Annotated in this window: 21 protein-coding genes; 2 read left to right on the top strand and 19 right to left on the bottom strand. The window is 64.6% G+C overall.

Going from position 1 to position 19027, the window contains the following annotated elements:
• Nucleotides 1–18: 18 nt before the first annotated feature.
• The 18 genes from acpS to ABT392_RS13510 form a co-directional block, all read right to left on the bottom strand.
• A complete protein-coding gene (gene acpS, locus ABT392_RS13425) occupies nucleotides 19–414 on the bottom strand; it encodes a holo-ACP synthase (protein WP_334276340.1) in 396 nt (131 codons plus the stop codon).
• Nucleotides 415–499: 85 nt separating this feature from the next.
• Complete coding sequence (locus ABT392_RS13430; protein ID WP_395385550.1) at nucleotides 500–1282, bottom strand: pyridoxine 5'-phosphate synthase; 783 nt, start codon at nucleotides 1280–1282, stop codon at nucleotides 500–502.
• Between the two features lie 9 nt (nucleotides 1283–1291).
• Entirely contained in the window at nucleotides 1292–2071 is a 780-nt protein-coding gene (gene recO / locus ABT392_RS13435) for a DNA repair protein RecO (RefSeq protein ID WP_334276342.1), read from the bottom strand.
• Nucleotides 2072–2073: 2 nt separating this feature from the next.
• Nucleotides 2074–3006, bottom strand: coding sequence for a GTPase Era (gene era / locus ABT392_RS13440; RefSeq protein WP_395385549.1), 933 nt, complete (start codon nucleotides 3004–3006; stop codon nucleotides 2074–2076).
• A gap of 48 nt (nucleotides 3007–3054) precedes the next feature.
• Nucleotides 3055–3750, bottom strand: a complete 696-nt coding sequence (rnc, locus tag ABT392_RS13445) for a ribonuclease III (protein WP_395385548.1) — start codon at nucleotides 3748–3750, stop codon at nucleotides 3055–3057.
• A 10-nt stretch (nucleotides 3751–3760) separates the two neighbouring features.
• Complete coding sequence (locus tag ABT392_RS13450) at nucleotides 3761–4126, bottom strand: DUF4845 domain-containing protein (RefSeq protein WP_334276345.1); 366 nt, start codon at nucleotides 4124–4126, stop codon at nucleotides 3761–3763.
• A 41-nt stretch (nucleotides 4127–4167) separates the two neighbouring features.
• The gene (lepB, locus tag ABT392_RS13455; protein ID WP_395385547.1) at nucleotides 4168–5133 is read right to left on the bottom strand and encodes a signal peptidase I; all 966 of its coding nucleotides are present in this window, start codon (nucleotides 5131–5133) and stop codon (nucleotides 4168–4170) included.
• Nucleotides 5134–5142: 9 nt separating this feature from the next.
• Nucleotides 5143–6951 (bottom strand): translation elongation factor 4, encoded by a 1809-nt coding sequence (lepA, locus tag ABT392_RS13460; RefSeq protein WP_395385546.1) that lies wholly within the window; start codon nucleotides 6949–6951, stop codon nucleotides 5143–5145.
• 494 nt (nucleotides 6952–7445) lie between these two features.
• Entirely contained in the window at nucleotides 7446–8909 is a 1464-nt protein-coding gene (locus tag ABT392_RS13465; protein WP_334276348.1) for a Do family serine endopeptidase, read from the bottom strand.
• Between the two features lie 53 nt (nucleotides 8910–8962).
• A complete protein-coding gene (locus ABT392_RS13470) occupies nucleotides 8963–9406 on the bottom strand; it encodes a hypothetical protein (RefSeq protein WP_464970793.1) in 444 nt (147 codons plus the stop codon).
• A 13-nt stretch (nucleotides 9407–9419) separates the two neighbouring features.
• Nucleotides 9420–10664, bottom strand: a complete 1245-nt coding sequence (gene fabF, locus ABT392_RS13475) for a beta-ketoacyl-ACP synthase II (protein ID WP_334276350.1) — start codon at nucleotides 10662–10664, stop codon at nucleotides 9420–9422.
• Between the two features lie 73 nt (nucleotides 10665–10737).
• On the bottom strand, nucleotides 10738–10977 hold the full coding sequence (gene acpP, locus ABT392_RS13480; RefSeq protein ID WP_282823812.1) for an acyl carrier protein: 240 nt from the start codon (nucleotides 10975–10977) through the stop codon (nucleotides 10738–10740).
• Between the two features lie 143 nt (nucleotides 10978–11120).
• The gene (fabG, locus tag ABT392_RS13485) at nucleotides 11121–11858 is read right to left on the bottom strand and encodes a 3-oxoacyl-ACP reductase FabG (RefSeq protein ID WP_334276351.1); all 738 of its coding nucleotides are present in this window, start codon (nucleotides 11856–11858) and stop codon (nucleotides 11121–11123) included.
• Between the two features lie 7 nt (nucleotides 11859–11865).
• Nucleotides 11866–12810, bottom strand: a complete 945-nt coding sequence (gene fabD, locus ABT392_RS13490) for an ACP S-malonyltransferase (RefSeq protein ID WP_334276353.1) — start codon at nucleotides 12808–12810, stop codon at nucleotides 11866–11868.
• A gap of 23 nt (nucleotides 12811–12833) precedes the next feature.
• Nucleotides 12834–13823 carry a beta-ketoacyl-ACP synthase III gene (locus ABT392_RS13495; protein WP_334276354.1) on the bottom strand — a complete coding sequence of 330 codons (990 nt, stop codon included), beginning with the start codon at nucleotides 13821–13823 and terminating at the stop codon, nucleotides 12834–12836.
• Nucleotides 13820–14908 carry a phosphate acyltransferase PlsX gene (gene plsX / locus ABT392_RS13500; protein ID WP_395386820.1) on the bottom strand — a complete coding sequence of 363 codons (1089 nt, stop codon included), beginning with the start codon at nucleotides 14906–14908 and terminating at the stop codon, nucleotides 13820–13822. The genes ABT392_RS13495 and plsX overlap by 4 nt, the downstream gene beginning before the upstream one ends.
• Nucleotides 14909–15154: 246 nt before the next feature.
• On the bottom strand, nucleotides 15155–15340 hold the full coding sequence (gene rpmF / locus ABT392_RS13505) for a 50S ribosomal protein L32 (RefSeq protein ID WP_198100908.1): 186 nt from the start codon (nucleotides 15338–15340) through the stop codon (nucleotides 15155–15157).
• 200 nt (nucleotides 15341–15540) lie between these two features.
• On the bottom strand, nucleotides 15541–16095 hold the full coding sequence (locus ABT392_RS13510) for a YceD family protein (protein ID WP_334276355.1): 555 nt from the start codon (nucleotides 16093–16095) through the stop codon (nucleotides 15541–15543).
• A gap of 43 nt (nucleotides 16096–16138) precedes the next feature.
• Between ABT392_RS13510 and ABT392_RS13515 the strand changes: the two genes are divergently transcribed.
• Both ABT392_RS13515 and ABT392_RS13520 read left to right on the top strand, forming a co-directional pair.
• Nucleotides 16139–16738: a Maf family nucleotide pyrophosphatase gene (locus ABT392_RS13515; RefSeq protein ID WP_464970794.1), complete on the top strand. Its 600-nt coding sequence runs from the start codon at nucleotides 16139–16141 to the stop codon at nucleotides 16736–16738.
• Nucleotides 16735–17508, top strand: coding sequence for an SAM-dependent methyltransferase (locus ABT392_RS13520; protein WP_395385543.1), 774 nt, complete (start codon nucleotides 16735–16737; stop codon nucleotides 17506–17508). Before ABT392_RS13515 ends, ABT392_RS13520 begins: the two co-directional genes overlap by 4 nt.
• 4 nt (nucleotides 17509–17512) lie before the next feature.
• On the opposite strand, the gene ABT392_RS13525 is transcribed toward ABT392_RS13520, so the two are convergent.
• A complete protein-coding gene (locus tag ABT392_RS13525; RefSeq protein WP_395385542.1) occupies nucleotides 17513–18988 on the bottom strand; it encodes a DEAD/DEAH box helicase in 1476 nt (491 codons plus the stop codon).
• Nucleotides 18989–19027: the final 39 nt, after the last annotated feature.

Here is a 19027-nt window from a genome sequence, read left to right on the forward strand (position 1 = left end):
CATGCGGGCCTTATCAATTCAGGTCTTGGTTTCAACCACCACGAAAGCCGCGGCGTACTCGCTCTCGTCGCTGACCGTCACATGGGCCTTCAGGCCCTTGGTCTCGAACCAGGCAGCCAGTTCGCCATGCAGGCGGATCTCGGGCTTGCCGCTGGGCGCCTTGACGATCTCGCAGGCGCGCCAGGTCATCGGCATGCGCATGCCCATCCCGATGGCCTTGGAGAAGGCCTCCTTGGCGGAGAAGCGCGTGGCCAGATAGGCCACGCCACGCGCCTCGACCTTGGCCCGGCGCTCGCGAAAGACCGCCAGCTCGTGCGGGCCCAGCACCTTCTCGGCAAAACGCTCGCCGCGCCGCGCGAGCGTTTCACGGATGCGGCGGATGTCGCAGATGTCGGTGCCGATGCCGTAGATCATGTGGGCTCCCCGCTCGCCGGGTACTGCGAGCGACCCTCCGAGAGGGTCGGGCCTTGCTTGGGGCGGCCCGGCGCGGCGGCCCGAGTCACGCGTATGCCCTCTGGATCGAGCGCTGGTACTCGCGCACCGTCTCGGTGAAGCCAAGCTCCAATGCATCCGAGATCAAGGCATGGCCGATCGACACCTCCTGCACGCCGGGCACGGCCTGCAGGAACTTGGTGAGGTTCTCGCGGTTGAGATCATGGCCGGCGTTGATGCCAAGCCCCACGGCCAGCGCGGCTTGCGCCGTGGCCGTGAAGCCGGACAGCACCCCAGCCTCGCGCGGTGTGCCAAAGGCGCTGGCAAAGGTCTCGGTATACAGCTCGATGCGTTCGGCGCCGAGTTCGGCAACAAGCGGCATCGCGGCAGGCAGCGGGTCCATGAAGAGGCTCACGCGAACGCCCAAGGATTTGCACTCGGCGATCAAGGGCCGCAGCCGCTCCATGTCGGCTGGCAGGTTCCAGCCATGATCGGACGTGAATTGCTCTTCGCTGTCAGGCACGAAAGTGACCTGATGCGGCCGCAGCTGACGCACGAACTCCATCAGGTTCTGCGTCGGGTTGCCCTCGATGTTGTATTCGGCCTGGGGCCAGGCCTTCATCAGGGCAGCCAGCTCGTGCACATCTTCGGTACGGATGTGCCGGGCATCGGGCCGCGGATGCACCGTGATGCCCTGTGCGCCCGCCAGCAGGCATTGCTCGGCGGCACGCAACACGCTCGGAATGCCCAGGTGCCGCGTGTTGCGCAGCAAGGCCACCTTGTTGACGTTGACCGACAGCGCGCAACGGCCGCCATGGCCGGATGCGTCAGGAGCGACAAGAGGGTTCATCTCGATGATTCAGTTCAGGAGGTTCTGCAGGTCCAGCATCACCTGGCGCGTGCGCAAGGGGCGGTGGCCCAGATGATAGAGAAACAGGCCGCGGAGCACCGTCTTCAGGGCTGGCAGGTCGTCCTGGCAGGCCTGGCGCAGCGCAGCCGGGCTGCCGTGCAGCAGCGCCGCCTGCAAACGCACCAGGCTTGAGCCACTCAGCAGAGCTGAGTCGTCGCTGGCAGCGATGACGCCGGACTCTGGCGACAAGGCATAGCGCCGCTGTGCATCGAGCGGCTGCTGGGTCGGCGTAGCCAGACTCAGGTCCGGCAGCAGGCCCAGCTCGGAAAGCAGGCGCAGCTCGAAAGCGCGCAGCGCAGCCTGCGACTGCGCATCCTCGCTGTCATGCAACTCGGGCAAGGTGGCGGCATAGGCATCGAACAAGGCCGGATGCGGGTCCTGTCGCGCCAGCAGCTTGAGCAGCAGTTCGTTCAGGTAGTAGCCGCTGAACAGCGCAGCGCCCGCTGGCAAGGTATTGCCACCAGCCCATTCGGCGGTGCGCAGCGTCAGCACCTCAGGCGCGCCCTCTTCCGTCGTCTTGCCTGGTTTGGACAGTCCAACCAGGATGCGCTGAAACGGCAGGAGCACCGCGCGCAATTGCGAGTACGGGCGCTTGGCACCCTTGGCTACAACCGCAAGCCGCCCCTGCTCACGCGTGAACAGGTCCAGGATCAGGCTGGACTCGCTCCAGTCGTAGTGGTGCAGGACGAAGGCCTGCTGGACGCTCGGTACGCGGGCACCTCGCGCCATGCTCACTCGTATCCGTAGCTGCGCAGATGCTCTTCGGTATCGGCCCAGCCCGAGCGCACCTTGACCCACAGCTCCAGGAACACGCGGCCATCCATCAGATGCTCCAGCTCCTGGCGTGACTCGGAACCGATGCGCTTGAGCAGCTCGCCGCCCTGCCCGATCACCATGCCCTTGTGGGCATCGCGCTCGACCACGATGGAAGCCGAGATGCGGCGCAGCTCGCCTTCGTCTTCCCACTTGTCAATGACGACGGTCGAGGTGTAGGGCAGTTCATCGCCGGTCAGGCGGAACAGCTTCTCGCGGATGATTTCGCTGGCCAGGAACTTCTCGCTGCGGTCGGTCAGCGCATCTTCGTCATAGAACCAGCCCTGCTCGGGCAGATACGGCTTCAGGATCTTGAACAGGCGCGCCACGTCGGCCGCCTTCTTGGCAGAGATGGGGATGAACTCTGAAAAGGAGCGGCGCTCCTGCATGCTCTTGAGCCAGGGCGCCAGCTCGGCGCGGCGGTGCACGGCATCGAGCTTGTTGGCGATCAGCACCACCGGCTTGTCTTCAGGCAGCAGCGACAGCACCTTGGCATCATCCAGCCCGAAGCGGCCGGCCTCGACCACGAAGAGCACCAGGTCCACGTCACCGAGCACGCCGTGCACGGTGCGGTTCAGGTTGCGGTTCAGCGCGGCGTTGTGCTTGGTCTGGAAGCCAGGCGTGTCGACGAAGACGAACTGCGCCTCTTCGACCGTGCGCACGCCAGTGATGCGGTGCCGCGTGGTCTGGGCCTTGGCCGAGGTGATGCTGACCTTCTGGCCCACCAGGGCGTTCAGGAGCGTCGACTTGCCAACATTGGGCCGGCCGACGATGGCGATAAGTCCGCAGCGCTGCGGCAATTCGTTGGAGCCCTCGGCAGTGGAAGACGACGGCGGGTTGGATTCGGTCATGGTGTGACGGCCGCGAGGCCGCTCGTTCAATCAGACGCTCAAGCCTTTTCAGGACTTGTCGCGGGCGATCAGGTCATCAAGCATACGCCGGGCGGCGTCTTGCTCGGCGGCGCGGCGCGATCGGCCCTCGCCACTGGAGGCCAGGGACAGCGCCGGCACGGCGCATTCGACCCGGAAAGTCTGGGCATGCGCCTGGCCACGGGTTTCGATGATCGTGTAGGTCGGCACGGACATCCTGCGGGCCTGCAACCACTCCTGCAGCGCCGTCTTGGCGTCCTTGCCCCAGTGTTCGCTGGCGCTGGCCGAGCCCTGGATCTGCTCGCCAAGAATGCGCTTCACCAGCTCACGCGCAGCCTCATAGCCGCCATCGATGAAGCTGGCGCCAATCACCGCTTCCATCGCGTCAGCGAGGATCGACGGCCGCTGCGCTCCGCCGCCCCGGGCTTCGCCCTCGGACATGCGCAGCACCTGCGGGAAGCCCAGGCCCAGGGCCAGCTTGTAGAGGCTGTCCTCGCGCACCAGATGGGCGCGGATACGAGTGAGGTCGCCCTCATCCGAGCCGGCAAAGCGCTCGAACAGCAGGCTCGACACCGCCAGGCTCAGCACTGCGTCGCCCAGGAACTCCAAGCGCTCGTTGTGGTCGGCGCCAAAGCTGCGGTGCGTCAAGGCCCGCTGCAGCAGGCCGGCATCAGAAAAACGATGGCCGAGGCGCTTCTGCAGCGCATCCAGCGAGGCAGCACTCATGGAAATGGCTTCAGCGGGAACGACCTTCGTACTTGATCAGCAGGAAGGCCGGACCGAACAGATCGATTTCGCGGTTGTAGGCGAAGCTGATGCGGACCTTTTCGTTTTCCTTGCTGATCTCGAGGTCGGCGCCGGTGACGCTGACGATCGAATACTCGACCGAGCGGATGCGGTCGAACTCGGCGCGCGCCGCCGGCACAGTGGCCGGATTGCCAGCCGCGATCTTGTCGACCGCTTTCTGGATCGTGTAGAACTCCATGATCGTCGGCACCACCTTGGCCGTGACCACGGCCCCGCAGGCCAGGAATACACCCCAGAACAGCAGTCCGATGAGGCTGATGCCTCGCTGATGACGACCGGTATGACGCTGCAGCATCGAGCGGGTTCCTTTCAAATGCATGGGCTTGGCGGGCGCCTTCAGTGGAAGGCGCCGATGCGCTTGAGATTACCGAAATTCATCCAGACGAAGAAGGCCTTGCCGACGATGTTCTCGTCCGGCACAAAACCCCAGAAGCGCGAGTCTTCCGAGTTGTCGCGGTTGTCGCCCATCATGAAATAGTGGCCGGCCGGCACCTTGCAGGTGACGCCTTGCATGCTGTAGCTGCAATTTTCCCGGAAGGCATAGGCGCTGCGCGCCGACGGCGGCAGCATGCGAGTCGGGTCGACCAGGATTTCATGATCCACCGCGCCCAGCTTCTCGGCGAAGTGCGGCCGGTATTGCATCGCATCGTCATCGTAGAAGTCGCCCTTGGGTTGGACTTCTGCCGGCTTGCCGTTGATGTAGAGCTTCTGGTTCAGGTACGCCACCTCATCGCCCGGCACACCCACCACACGCTTGATGTAGTCGACGCTCGGGTTGGGCGGGTAGCGGAACACCATCACGTCGCCGCGCTGGACCTCGTGATTGGAGATGACTTTCTTGTTCAGCACCGGCAGGCGGATGCCATAGTGAAACTTGTTCACCAGGATCAGGTCGCCGACGCGCAATGTCGGCACCATGGAGCCTGACGGAATCTTGAAGGGCTCGACCAGGAAGGAGCGCAGCAGGAACACGACGAGGATCACCGGGAACAAGCCGGCGGTCCAGTCCAGCCACCAGGGCTGGCGCAGGATTTCCTGGCGAGCAGACTCGACATCGCCATCGACCCGCTTGATCCCCTGGGCCGCCAGGGCTTCACGGCGCTGGGCGTCGCTGGCCAGCAGCTGCTGGGCCGCGCGCTCGCGCGTGGGCTTGAAGTAGAAGCGCTCTGCCAGCCAGTACAGGCCCGTGACCGAGGTCAGGAGGAACAGCAGGAGGGCGAAATTGGCGGTCCATTGACCTGCCAGCCAGCCGCCCACATAGGCGATGAGTACGACGTAGAGAAGTCCGGTCAGGGCTGTCATTGGTATTGATCAGTCGTCCACTTGGAGGATGGCCAGGAAAGCTTCTTGCGGCACCTCGACGGTGCCGATCTGCTTCATTCGCTTCTTGCCGGCCTTTTGCTTTTCGAGCAGCTTGCGCTTGCGCGTGATGTCGCCGCCGTAGCATTTTGCCAGCACGTTCTTGCGCATCGCCTTGATGTTCTCGCGGGCGATGATGTTGGCGCCGATGGCAGCCTGGATCGCCACGTCATACATCTGGCGCGGGATCTGTTCGCGCATCTTGGCGGCCACGGCACGCCCGCGGTACTGGCTCTGCGCCCGGTGCACGATGATGGACAGCGCATCGACCCGGTCACCGTTGATCAGGATATCGACCTTGACGACGTCCGAGGCGCGGTACTCCTTGAACTCGTAGTCCATCGAGGCATAGCCGCGCGAAACACTCTTAAGCTTGTCAAAGAAGTCCAGCACGATCTCGGCCAGCGGCATTTCGTAGGTCAGCATGACCTGGCGGCCGTGGTAAGCCATATTGATCTGCTGGCCGCGCTTCTGGTTGGCCAGCGTCATCACCGGGCCGACATAGTCTTGCGGCATGTAGAGATGCACGGTGACGATGGGCTCGCGGATTTCCTGGATCTGGCCGACCTCGGGCATCTTGCTCGGGTTCTCGACCTCGATCACGGTGCCGTCACCGATCACCACTTCGTACACGACGCTGGGCGCGGTGGTGATCAGGTCCTGGTCGAACTCGCGCTCCAGCCGCTCCTGCACGATTTCCATGTGCAAGAGGCCCAGGAAGCCGCAGCGGAAACCGAAGCCCAGCGCCTGCGACACCTCGGGCTCGTAGCGCAGCGAGGAGTCGTTCAGCTTGAGCTTCTCAAGCGCGTCACGCAGCGAGTCGTACTCGCTGGCCTCGGTCGGGTACAGGCCGGCAAAGACCTGCGGCTGGATTTCCTTGAAGCCGGGCAACGCCACTTCGGCGGGGCCGAGGTTGTTCGGCAGCTTCTTTTCCAGCGTGATGGTGTCGCCGACCTTGGCGGCCTGCAGCTCCTTGATGCCGGCGATGATGAAGCCCACCTCGCCAGCATTCAGCGCATCGCGGCTTTCCGACTTGGGCGAGAACACACCCAGGTTGTCGGCCGGATAGATGGCGCCGGAGGCCATCATGCGGATGCGCTCGCCCTTCTTGAGCGTGCCGTCGACCACGCGCACCAGCATCACCACGCCCACATAGGCGTCGTACCAGGAGTCGATGATCATGGCTCGCAGCGGTGCCTCGACCTCGCCCTTTGGAGGCGGCATCCTCGCGATCACGGCTTCCAGGATCTCGTCGATGCCCATGCCGGTCTTGGCGCTGCAGGGGATGGCGTCGTCGGCGTCGATGCCGATCACGTCTTCGATCTCGGCCTTGGCGTTGTCCGGATCGGCGTTGGGCAGATCCATCTTGTTCAAGACCGGCACGACCTCGACGCCGAGGTCCAGGGCGGTGTAGCAGTTGGCAACAGTCTGCGCCTCGACGCCTTGCGAGGCGTCCACCACCAGCAGCGCGCCCTCGCAGGCCGACAGCGAGCGGCTGACTTCATACGAGAAGTCCACATGTCCCGGCGTGTCGATCAGGTTGAGGTTGTAGGTCTTGCCGTCGCGGGCCTTGTACTGGAGCGCCGCGGTCTGCGCCTTGATCGTGATGCCGCGCTCGCGCTCGATATCCATCGAGTCCAGCACCTGCGCCTCCATCTCGCGGTCCGACAGGCCACCGCAACGCTGAATGATCCGGTCTGCCAGCGTGCTCTTGCCGTGGTCGATGTGGGCGATGATGGAGAAATTGCGGATGTGATTCATGCTGGATGCGCGCGTCGCTTCGCCGGGCTACAACGGCTTCAGCCGTTGCGTTGGAGGCTCATATCGCGAGGCGATGTGAAGGCCCTGAAAGGGCCGTGCCGGAAACAAAAAAAAGGCACGTCGAAACGGTGACGCGCCTTCCAACAAAACTAATGGCAACTGCTTGTTGGGCCTTCATTGTAGCCAAAAGGCCTGAACTGGAAACCGCGCCAAGGCCCGATTTCCCGCCGTTGCAGGCCGCCAACAGCAAAATTATCCACAGATTATTCACAAGCTGGTGCACAGGTCACCAATTGCGCAGGAACGTTCGCCGATTGCGACGAGAAGCCGCCATTGGAGGCTTCATTGGGTTCAATTCTAGCTGATCAAGCTAGGAATCAAGTTTGCGGGCTGGAGATGTGAGCGCCTGCAAACTTGGATCGGGATCCATTCGATCTCACGACGTGGAAAGACCCATCGCCCTGCTGGGTTGTAGGACGACGGGCCTGAACGGATCAGGGCTTGCCCGGCTTGACCAGGACGATGGTCACGGCATCGGCACGGCGCACCATCATGCTGATCACCTTGGCCTTGTCCGCCTTGGCAAGCTGGGCCTGGAACTGTTTGACGGTGCTCACCTCGACGTTGTCGACCGAGAGGATCAGGTCGCCAGCACGCAGACCGGCACGCGCGGCCGGGCCTTCGGCCGATTCCACGCGCACACCCGAGCGCAGCTTCAACTCTCGCTTCTGGCTCTCGCCGATTTCGCCGACGCTGAGTCCCAGGGCGTTGGCGCTGCTGACCGCTTCTGGTGCAGCATCGCGCTTGGCGGCCTCTTCGTCGTCCACTTCGCCGAGCACCACATGCACGTCCTTGTAGGCGCCACGGCGGAACAATTGCACCGTGACCTTGCTGCCTGGCTTGGTGGCCGCGGCAATGCGGCGCAGGTCAATGGCGCGCTCGATGCTCTTGCCATCGAACTTGGTAATCACGTCGCCGCCTTCGATGCCGGCCTTTTCAGCCGCGCTGCCAGCTTCGACATTGCGCACCAGCGCACCGTGCGCCTTGCTGCCCAGGCCGATCGCCTCGGCCTGCTCTTTCGTCAGGTCGTCAGGCAGCAGGCCCATGCGGCCGCGCTTGACCTTGCCACCGTTGCGAAGCTGATCGGCCACGCGCACCGCCTCGTCGATCGGGATCGAGAAGGAGATACCCATGAAGCCGCCGGATTGGCTGTAGATCTGAGAGTTGATGCCGACCACCTCCCCGCGCATGTTCAGGAGCGGGCCGCCCGAGTTGCCGGGGTTGATGGCCACGTCGGTCTGGATCAGCGGCAGCAGGTCGCCGGTGTCGCGCGACTTGGCGCTGACGATGCCGGCCGTCACCGTGTTCTCGAAGCCGAAGGGCGAGCCGATGGCCAGCACCCATTCGCCGACCTTGAGCCGGCCGACGTCGCCGATCTTCACGGTCGGCAGGCCGGTGGCATCGATCTTCAGCACGGCCACGTCGCTGCGACGATCGGCGCCGACGATCCTGGCCTTGAACTCGCGCTTGTCGGTCAGCGTGACCAGCACTTCGTCTGCGCCATCGACCACGTGGGCATTGGTCATCACAACGCCATCGGCGCTGAGGATGAAGCCCGAACCCACGCCGCGGCGCTGCGGCGCTTCCTCTTCACCACCACGCGGATTGCCACGGCGCTGATTGGGTGCCGGCATGCCGAAGCGACGCTGCAGCTCTTGCAGCAGGTCATTCATCTCGGCCGAATTGGCGGCCGGGCGGACCTTCTCGGTGGTGCGGATATTGACCACCGCCGGGCCCGTGTTCTCGACCAGCTCGGTGAAGTCGGGCAGGCTGCCGCGCTGGGCGTGACTCGTGATGGGCAAGGCCGTCAGCACGACGGTCAGGGTCGCGGCGGACAGCGCCATCGCCAGCGTCCAGGGCTTGGCGACGGTACGGAGGTGGGAGCGTGTCTTCAACATTCGAGATAGTTCCTGGGTCTTTCGTCACGGGGCAAGGCAGGCACGCGCGAAGCCTACTGCTTCGGCCGCTCCGCATACAAGGTGGCGCGCAGCAAACTCCATTGGCCAGCATGCTGCTTGCGGCTCAGCGCCAGATAGCGTGGCGCGACTACAGAGCACCAGTCGGGACTGCCCAGGCGCAAGAGCAACCACGCGTCGAAATCCAGAGCCGGGGCCACACGAACAGCGATCTCATCGTCCGACTGCGCCAGCAACTGCCAGGCCTGGCCGTCCCAGCGCAGGCGGCGCTCGTGCGGCGCTGACCATCGCCACCACAAGATCGCCATCAGCGGCACCAAAGGTGCAGCCCACCAGACGATCATGCCCCAGTGCAGCGCCAGGGCCAAAAGAAAAGCGGCCGCACCCAGCCCGGCGAGGCCCGCATTGAGCAGGCTCCACGCAGGGTCGCGACCGACCGTAAGGAGGAATGGAGGCGGATGGCGCAGCGAGGGCTGCATCGCCGTCAGGGCATCAGACCCGCTTGAAGATCAGCGTGCCGTTGGTGCCACCGAAACCGAAGTTGTTCTTGGCGGCGTACTCGATCTTCATCGGCCGCGCCTCGTTGGCGCAGTAGTCCAGGTCGCACTCGGGATCCTGGTTGAAGATGTTGATCGTCGGCGGAGCGATCTGGTTGTGCACCGCCAGCGCGGTGAACACCGACTCGATGCCGCCAGCGCCGCCCAGCAGGTGGCCGGTCATGGACTTGGTCGAGCTGACCACCATCTTCTTGGCGTGATCACCAAAGGCGAGCTTGATCGCGTTGGTCTCGTTCACGTCGCCCAGCGGCGTGGAGGTGCCATGCGCGTTCATGTACTGGATCTGGTCGGCATTGAGGCCAGCATTGCGCAGCGCAGCCTTCATGGAGCGCTTGGGGCCATCCACGTTGGGCGCAGTCATGTGATACGCATCGGCACCCATGCCGAAGCCCACCAGCTCGCAATAGATCTTGGCCCCGCGCTTCTTGGCGTGCTCGTACTCTTCAAGCACCAGCACACCGCTGCCCTCGCCCAGCACGAAGCCGTCGCGGTCCTTGTCCCAGGGACGGGACGCGGTCTTGGGGTCGTCGTTTCGGGTCGACAGAGCACGGGCGGCTGCAAAGCCACCCACGCCCAGCGGCGAGACGGTCGCCTCGGCACCGCCGGCAATCATCACGTCGGCGTCGCCGTATTCGATCAGCCGGCCGGCTTCGCCGATGGCGTGCAGGCCGGTGGTGCAGGCCGTCACGATCGCCAGATTCGGGCCTTGAAAGCCGTAGCGGATCGAGACATGGCCGGAAATCATGTTGATGATCGAGGCCGGCACGAAGAACGGCGAGACACGGCGCGGGCCGCGGTTTACCAGTTCGGTATGTGTTTCCTCGATCATCGGCAGGCCACCGATGCCGGAGCCCACCAGCACGCCGATGCGCTCGGCCTGCTCTTCCGTCAACTGATCATTCGTGGGCAGACCTGCGTCTTGCACCGCCTGAATGGACGCCGCCAATCCGTAATGGATGAAGGAGTCCATCGTCCGAGCTTCCTTGCTGGACATATAGGCAGCCACGTCGAAACCCTTGACCTCGCCTGCGAACTGGCAGGCGAAGTTGCTGGGATCGAAACGGGTGATGCGGTCAATGCCGGACTGGCCCGCCAGGATGTTGGCCCAGCCCTCGGCCACCGTGATACCCACGGGGCTGATAAGACCAAGTCCGGTAACGACAACGCGACGACGGCTCATGCGATACGGAAATAGTTGACAGTCGGCTGCGCTACCGCGCGAAGCGGTCTCGCGCGCAGCCACTCGGCGCTCATCAGGCCTTCTGGGCCTTTTGAGCGTAGTCGATCGCCAGCTGGACAGTGGTGATCTTCTCGGCTTCTTCGTCGGGGATCTCGATGCCGAACTCGTCTTCGAGTGCCATCACCAGTTCGACGGTGTCCAGGGAATCTGCGCCCAGATCTGCCACGAAGGCCTTCTCATTGGTCACATCGGCCTCAGGCACGCCGAGTTGCTCGGCAATGATTTTCTTGACGCGTGCTTCGATATCGCTCATGACTCCTCCAGGAGGGGTTTGCAAAGGAACAGCCCGGGATTCTAAGGCCTCTAGAGACATGCCCCTAGTTCAAGGGAAACGCGTGGCTCCAAGACCTTCACCGGCCGGGCAAAAACCGGCGGGCCTGCGCGGATGCGCCGACCTCAATTCATGAACATGCCTCCATTGACATGCAATTCGGTACCAGTGATGTAGGCCGCAGCCGGCGAAGCCAGGAAGGCGACTGCATCAGCAATTTCCTTAGGCTCGCCCAGGCGACCGACCGGGATCTGCGACAGCAGCGCGGCTTTCTGGGCCTCGGGCAGCACCTCGGTCATGTCAGTGGCAATGAAGCCAGGGGCGACGCAATTGACCGTGATGCCGCGGCTGCCCAGTTCGCGGGCCAGCGAACGGGTCATGCCGGCCACGCCAGCCTTGGCTGCTGCGTAGTTGGCCTGGCCGGCGTTGCCGGACGCGCCCACCACCGAAGTGATGCTGATGATGCGGCCATAACGCTGCTTCATCATCGTGCGCATCACAGCACGGCTCATGCGGAACACGGCCTTCAGATTGGTGTCCGTCACGGCGTCCCAATCGTCGTCCTTCATGCGCATGGCCAGGGTGTCTCGGGTAATGCCTGCGTTGTTGACCAGCACCTGCAGGCCGCCATGAGCCTTGACGATCTCGTCGATGGCGGCCTCGACGGCCGGGCCGTCGTTGACGTTCAGGGCGATGCCCCTGCCGCCGTGTGCAGCCAGCGCTTCGTTGATGGAAGCAGCGCCAGACTCGGTTGTGGCCGTGCCGACGACGATGTAGCCACGCTCAGCCAGCGTCATCGCGATGGCGCGGCCGATGCCTCGGCTGGCGCCCGTGACCAGCGCAACTTGTTTGGTATCTGTCATGTCTTGTTCAACCCAGCAGGTTCTTGGCCTCGACCAGCGAGGCGGGGTCCAGCACCGTGGTGCTGACGATCTCGGCGTCGATGCGCTTGGCCATGCCGGCCAGCACCTTGCCGGGGCCGCATTCGATGATGTGAGTCAGACCACGGGCCTTCAAGGCCTGGATCACTTCAACCCAACGCACCGGGCCGAAGGCTTGACGGTAGAGGGCGTCGCGCAAATCTTCAGCGCCGGCCGTGACGGCGACGTCGATGTTGTTGATGACCGGAAAGGCCTGCGCACCAAAGTTCGCAGCAGCCAGCTTCTCGCGCAGCCGCTCGGCGGCCGGCTTCATCAGGCTGGAATGGAAAGGAGCTGACACCGGCAGCGGCAGCGCGCGCTTGGCGCCCGCGGCCTTCAGCATCTCGGCGGCCTTCTCGACGCCGGCCTTGCTGCCGGCGATCACGGTCTGCTTGGGGTCATTGAAATTGACAGCCTCGACGACCTCACCGCTGGCGGCAGCGGCCTGCAGGCAAGTCTCGCGCACCACGGCACCGTCCAGGCCCAGGATTGCGTACATCGCACCCACACCCACCGGCACCGCCTCCTGCATCGCTTGAGCGCGGAAGCGCACCAGCGGCAGCGCGTCAGCCAGGCTCAGCGCGCCAGAAGCGACAAGCGCCGTGTACTCGCCGAGCGAGTGGCCAGCAGCAGCAGCGGGCACGAGGCCGGTTTCGGCAATCCAGGCGCGGTAGCAGGCGACGCCGGCCGTCAACATCACCGGCTGGGTGTTGGTGGTCAGGTCCAGCTGCTCCTTGGGACCGGTCTTGATCAGGGCAGCAATGTCTTCGCCAAGTGCAGCGGAAGCCTCGGCCAGCGTGCGTGCCACTTCCGGATGGTCGCCCCAGGCGTCCAGCATGCCCACAGCCTGCGAACCCTGGCCAGGGAAGACGAATGCGAATGCAGCAGCGCTCATGTCAGTATCTTCTCGAATCTTTATTACACGTCCAGCAGGACGGCGCCCCAGGTGAAGCCACCGCCCACGCCTTCCAGCATGACGGTGTCACCTGATTTGACCTTGCCGCTGCGCACCGCCACATCCAGCGCCAGGGGGATCGAAGCGGCCGAGGTGTTGCCATGCTCATCCACCGTGACGATCAGCTTGTCCAGCGACATCTTCAGCTTCTTGGCCGTGCCCTGCATGATGCGGATATTGGCTTGATGCGGAATCAGCCAGTCGATGTCGGCTTCGCTGCGGCCAGCCTTCTCGAGCACTGATCGCGCGACCTTTTCCAGCACGCCCACGGCCAGCTTGAACACACCCTGTCCGTCCATCTTCAGGAACGGATGGCCAGTCACCACGCCACCGGCCACCTGGCCGGGCACGCAGAGCAAGCCGACATGGCTGCCATCGGCATGCAGTTCGGCGGCCAGGATGCCAGGCGTTTCGCTGGCACCCAGCACCACGGCGCCCGCGCCGTCGCCGAACAGCACGCAGGTCGTGCGGTCCTTGAAATCGAGGATCGTGGAGAACACTTCAGCGCCGACCACCAAGGCCTTGCGCGCCGCGCCGGTCTTGATCATCGAATCGGCGACTGTCAGCGCATAGACGAAGCCGGAGCAGACGGCCTGCACATCAAATGCAGCGCAGCCGGCAATGCCCAGCTTGGCCTGCAGGAGGCAGGCGGTGGAGGGAAAGACCATGTCCGGCGTCGAGGTGGCGACGATGATCAGGTCGATATCGGCCGGCACCAGCCCCGCTGCCTCAATGGCCGCCAGCGAAGCAGGCAAGGCCAGTTCGCTCGAAGTGACACCCGTGTCCGCGAAATGGCGGGCCCGGATGCCGGTGCGTTCAATGATCCACTCGTCCGAGGTCTCGATGCCATCGGCCGCCAGGCGCTGGGCCAGATCGGCGTTGGTGACGCGTTGGGGAGGCAGGTAGCTGCCCGTGCCGAGGACACGGGAGTAGCGGGGAAGCGGTGATGTCATGCGGGGTTGGCGACTGATTGGGCCGCCTTGTCTCCAGCGCTGTCAGCGGCGGCCGCCGGCTTGGGGCAGGCCTGCATCGTCTCGACCACGCGATCGTGAACCCGGTCCAAAAGCCGGTTGCGGGCCGCATCATAAGCCCTGTTCAAGGCCGTTTCGAAGGCGAAGGCATCGGCCGAGCCATGACTCTTGAACACCAGGCCGCGCAAGCCAAGCAGCGCTGCACCGCTGTAGCGGCGGTGATCCACGCGGGCCTTCAGGCGATTCAGCACCGGCAAGGCGATAACTGCCGCCAACTTGCCGTAAATGCCGCGCTTGAACTCTTCCTTGATGAAGCCCACCAGCATCGCAGCCAGACCTTCGGCCGTCTTCAATGCGACGTTGCCGACAAAGCCATCGCAGACCACGATGTCGGCCGTGCCCTTGAAAATGTCATTGCCTTCCACGTTGCCGTAGAAGTTCAGATGACCAGCCGCCGCCACGGTTCGCAGCATTTCGCCGGTCCGCTTGATCGTCTCGCTGCCCTTGATCTGCTCTTCGCCGATGTTCAGGAGGCCGACGCTCGGGTTGGCCTTGCCGTCCACCGCCTGCACCAGAGCCGAGCCCATGATGGCGAACTGCAAGAGATGCTCGGCTTCGCAATCCACATTGGCGCCCAGGTCCAGCATGGTCGTGAAGCCGCCATGCTGGTTCGGGATGACCGAGGCCAGCGCCGGACGGTCGATACCGTCCATGGTCTTGAGCACGTAGCGCGACACGGCCATCAGGGCGCCGGTGTTGCCAGCGGAGACGCAGGCTTGCGCAGCACTCGCGCCATCGGGCCCGGCCTTGAGCTGGCTGATGGCCACACGCATCGATGAATCGCGCTTGCGGCGCAGGGCCACCTCGACCGGGTCATCCATCTCGACCACTTCGCTGGCGGTCACGATCCGGCAGCGCGGCCAATGGGCTGCCTCGGTCAAGGCCTCGGGCTTGCCGACCAGCAGCAACTCGGCCTGCGGATGACGCGCCAGGAAGGCCTTGCAGGCCGGCAGCGTGATCGAAGGGCCGTGGTCGCCGCCCATGCAGTCGACCGACAGGCGCACCACGCCGCCTGCACTTGAATCCACCATTGAGTTCATCGAAATCTTGTCAGCGCGGTTGCTGGACCGCGAAACCGCGGACCTTACGCGAGCGTCAGATCCACGGCAAGCGGGCGCACCCGCATGGGAAGAGCCCCCAGAAACACAAAAACCCAGCCCTGCTGTTGGCTAGCAGGCCGGGTCTTGTTGTTCGCCAGTGAACCGCTTCATGAGCCTCGACACCTTGTCGGCGCGAGGCAGATGGAAGTCAGATCAGGCGGCGTCAGCCTTGGTCTTCAGGACCTTGCGGCCGCGATAGAAGCCATTGGGGCTGATGTGGTGACGCAGATGCACTTCGCCGGTGGTCGGCTCGATCGCGGTGCCCGGGTTCACCAGGGCATTGTGCGAGCGGTGCATGCCACGCTTGGAAGGCGACTTCTTGTTTTGCTGAACGGCCATGATTTTCTCCTGCGGCTATACGGTTAAGGCTTGTACTGTTGGCAACACGATTGGATTGGCAACTCAGAACTCTGCCTGCCACCGTCGCCTGGGCAACCCCGTGTCGATGAGCGCGCCACCAAGACGCGAGCAATCCAACCCGGGAAAGCCCGCGATTCTAGCACGGCTTCTGAACTTCCCAAAGCTCCCAGCGTGCAAAGCTATTGCGAGCCACTGCCCTTCTTCAAAGCCGCCAGGGCGGCAAAGGGATTGGGGCGCTTTTCCTCGAAGACTTCGTCATCCTCCGCGGGCACCGGCAAGGGCTGGGGGCAGGTCTCGTGGCGCGGGACCAAGGGCAGCGCCAGCAGCAGCTCGTCTTCGATCAGCTCGGCCAGGTCCAGATGGCGCTGCAGCGCCAGGACATCTTCCTCGCTGTCGACATCGAGCTCGGCGGCCTCGTTCTCGTCCTTGACGAAGCGGATACTGCGCTCCAGTGCCAAGGTCTCGCCTACGGCCTTCAGGCAGCGCTGGCAGGTCAATTGAACGCTGGCGCCGATCTTCAGATGCAACCAGGCTTGGGCTTGGCCCCGCACTTCGCGCGTCTCACCTTCGACGGACCAGGTGACAGCAGGCCATTGGCTGGCCGGCGATTCTGCAGCCGCCGCCTCGGCCAGGCGCTGCAGGCTGGTCGCAGGCCATTCGCCGTGCAAGCTGGCAGCATCGCGCGCGAACGCGGCGACGTCGAGCTTGCGGGGGTCAAAAACTCGTTCTTTCATGCCGCAAGTGTAAGAGCGCCGACCCCGATGGGAGAATCTCCCCATGCTTCAAAGCCCCCCCGCCCTGATTCTTGGCTCGACCTCACGCTACCGGCGCGAACTGCTCGAGCGCCTGCGCATGCCCTTCACCGTCCAGTCGCCCGAGGTCGATGAAACACCGCGGCCGGGAGAGGCTCCCGCAGCCCTCGCCGTGCGTCTCGCCTTGGCCAAGGCACAAGCCGTTGCCTCACAGCATCCGGACGCCGTCGTGATCGGCTCCGACCAAGTAGCCGATCTGGAAGGCAAACCCATAGGCAAGCCGGGTACCCATGAGCGTGCCGTCGAGCAGTTGCGAGCGATGCGTGGCAAGCAGATCGTTTTCCAGACCGCCGTGGCGGTGGTCTGCCTGAGCCGAGGCTTTGCAGCGCAGTCACTGGCCCCGGTCGTGGTTCGTTTTCGCGATCTGTCGGATGTGGAAATAGAAACCTATCTGCGCGCCGAAACGCCGTACGACTGCGCCGGCAGCGCCAAGTCCGAGGGCCTGGGGATCAGCCTCCTGAGTGCGATCGAGTCCGACGACCCAACCGCCCTGATCGGCCTGCCACTGATCCGCACCTGCGAGCTGCTGCGCCAGGCAGGCATCAACCCGCTGGGCCGGTCATGAAGGGGCGGCTGGTCCTGATGCCCAACACGCTGGACTTTGGCGTGCCAGGGGCCGAGATGCCTCTGCAGGACGTGCTGCCGCATCTGGCACTGCAGCAGGCGGCGGGCATCAAACACTGGGCAGCCGAGAACGCCAAGACCACGCGGGCCTTCCTGAAGCGGGTCGACGCGATCTGTCCACTGAATCTGCCGTTGCAGGAGCTGCAGATTGCCGAGCTGCCCCGCCCACCCAAGGGCGGCGGCAAGCCACCGGCCGGCGACGACAGCAGCGCTGCCTGGCGGGCGCTTCTGGCGCCAGCCCTGCAAGGTCATGATGTGGGTTTGATTTCCGAAGCCGGCTTGCCCGCCGTGGCCGACCCCGGCGCGCGCCTGGTGGCCCAGGCACATGCGACCGGCATCGAGGTCTTGCCGCTGAGCGGGCCGAGCTCGCTCTTGATGGCGCTGTCGGCCAGCGGACTCAACGGGCAGAGCTTTGCCTTCGTCGGCTACCTGCCGGTAGACGCTGCGGCGCGAACGGCGCGGATCCGCGAGCTGGAGCAGCTCTCGCAGCGGCAGGCGCAGACGCAATTGATGATCGAGACGCCCTATCGTAACGAGGCGCTCTTGCAGGCCTTGCTGGCCAGCCTGAAGCCTCAGACGCAGCTCTCGGTCAGCTGTGGGCTGACGCTGCGTGAGGGCTGGACCCGCAGCACGACCGTGGCGCAGTGGCGCCAGCATCCCAGAGCCTTGCCGGACAAGATCCCGGCCGTCTTCGCCTTGCTGGCCGGCTGACCTATCAGGCTGTTTCCGGGGCCGGCTCGACCAGTGCGGGCCGCTTGGCGCCAAACAACGCAGCCACCTTCTTCTTGGGCTTGATATTGCTGGACACGCCCTTGACCGCAGGCTGGGCCGCGTTCTTTTCCCAGGCCGGCGGTTCGTTGCTGCCGCTGGCTTCGTAGGGCTTGTCGAAGAAGGCGTCGCGCGGCGCCGAGGGCGCGCGGTAGCTGCTGCGCGGGGCGGAAGCCACCGGCGCCGGCGCTGCCGCTGCCGCGACGTATGCACCTTCTTCAGCATCGCGCCTCGGCGCGCGGCGCGGACGCTCGCTCTCGATCTCCAGCGGATCGAGATCGATCTTGCGCTTGATCAGCTTCTCGATGTCGGCCACCAGGCGGGTGTCGTCACGCGCCACCAGGGTCACGGCCAGGCCGGAAGCGCCGGCGCGGCCCGTACGGCCGATGCGGTGGACATAGTCTTCCGCATTGAAGGGCACGTCGAAATTGAAGACTGCCGGCAGGTCGGCGATGTCCAGGCCGCGGGCCGCAACATCGGTGGCCACCAGCAGGTCGACTTCACCGCGCTTGAAGGCTTCCAGCGCCTTCAGGCGTTCGTCTTGCGACTTGTCGCCATGCAGGGCCGCAGTGCGCAGGCCATCGCGCTCGAACGAGCGGGCCAGGCGGGCCGCGCCCAGCTTGGAATTGACGAACACGATCGCCTGCGTCAGCGAGCGCTCCTTGATGATCTGGCGCACGGCCTGGCGCTTGTCGTCGTCGCTGACGCTGTAGAAGCGCTGCTCCACCGTGGTGGCCGTGGCATTGGGCCGCGCCACCTCGACCAGGATCGGGTCTTGCAGATAGCTCTGCGCCAGACGCTTGATCTCAGGCGAGAAGGTGGCCGAGAACAGCAGGGTCTGGCGGGTCTTGGGAAGGTAGCTCAGGATGCGCTGCAGGTCCGGCAGGAAGCCGATGTCCAGCATGCGGTCGGCCTCGTCGAGCACCACGTACTCGACCTGGTTGAGCACGCAGTTCTTTGCCTCGATATGGTCCAGCAGGCGGCCCGGGGTGGCGATCAGCACCTCGACGCCGGCCTTGAGCTGCAGGGTCTGCGGCTTCATGTCGATACCGCCGAACACGCAGGCCGAGCGCAGATTGGTGTGCTTGGCGTAAGCCTTGACGTTGTTGGCCACCTGGTCGGCCAGCTCGCGTGTCGGGGCGATCACCAGGGCGCGCACCGGATGGCGGGCCGGCGAAGCGCTGGCGTTTTCATGCTTGAGCATGCGCTGCAGCAGCGGGATCGAGAAGGCAGCGGTCTTGCCGGTGCCGGTCTGGGCCGCACCCATCACGTCACGCCCCTCCAGCACGATGGGAATCGCCTTGGCCTGGATCGGCGTCATCATCAGGTAGCCGGAGTCGGCCACCGCGCGAAGCAGCTTGGGGTCCAGGGGCAGCGTGTCGAAGCGCGCGGGCGCGACTTCTGGGAGGGTCGTTTCGGTCATAGCCCGCGATTATCGCTGTCTTCGTCGATAAACGCGGGT

It is taken from the genome of Paucibacter sp. JuS9, from assembly GCF_044043925.2.
GTDB lineage: Bacteria > Pseudomonadota > Gammaproteobacteria > Burkholderiales > Burkholderiaceae_C > JAUASW01.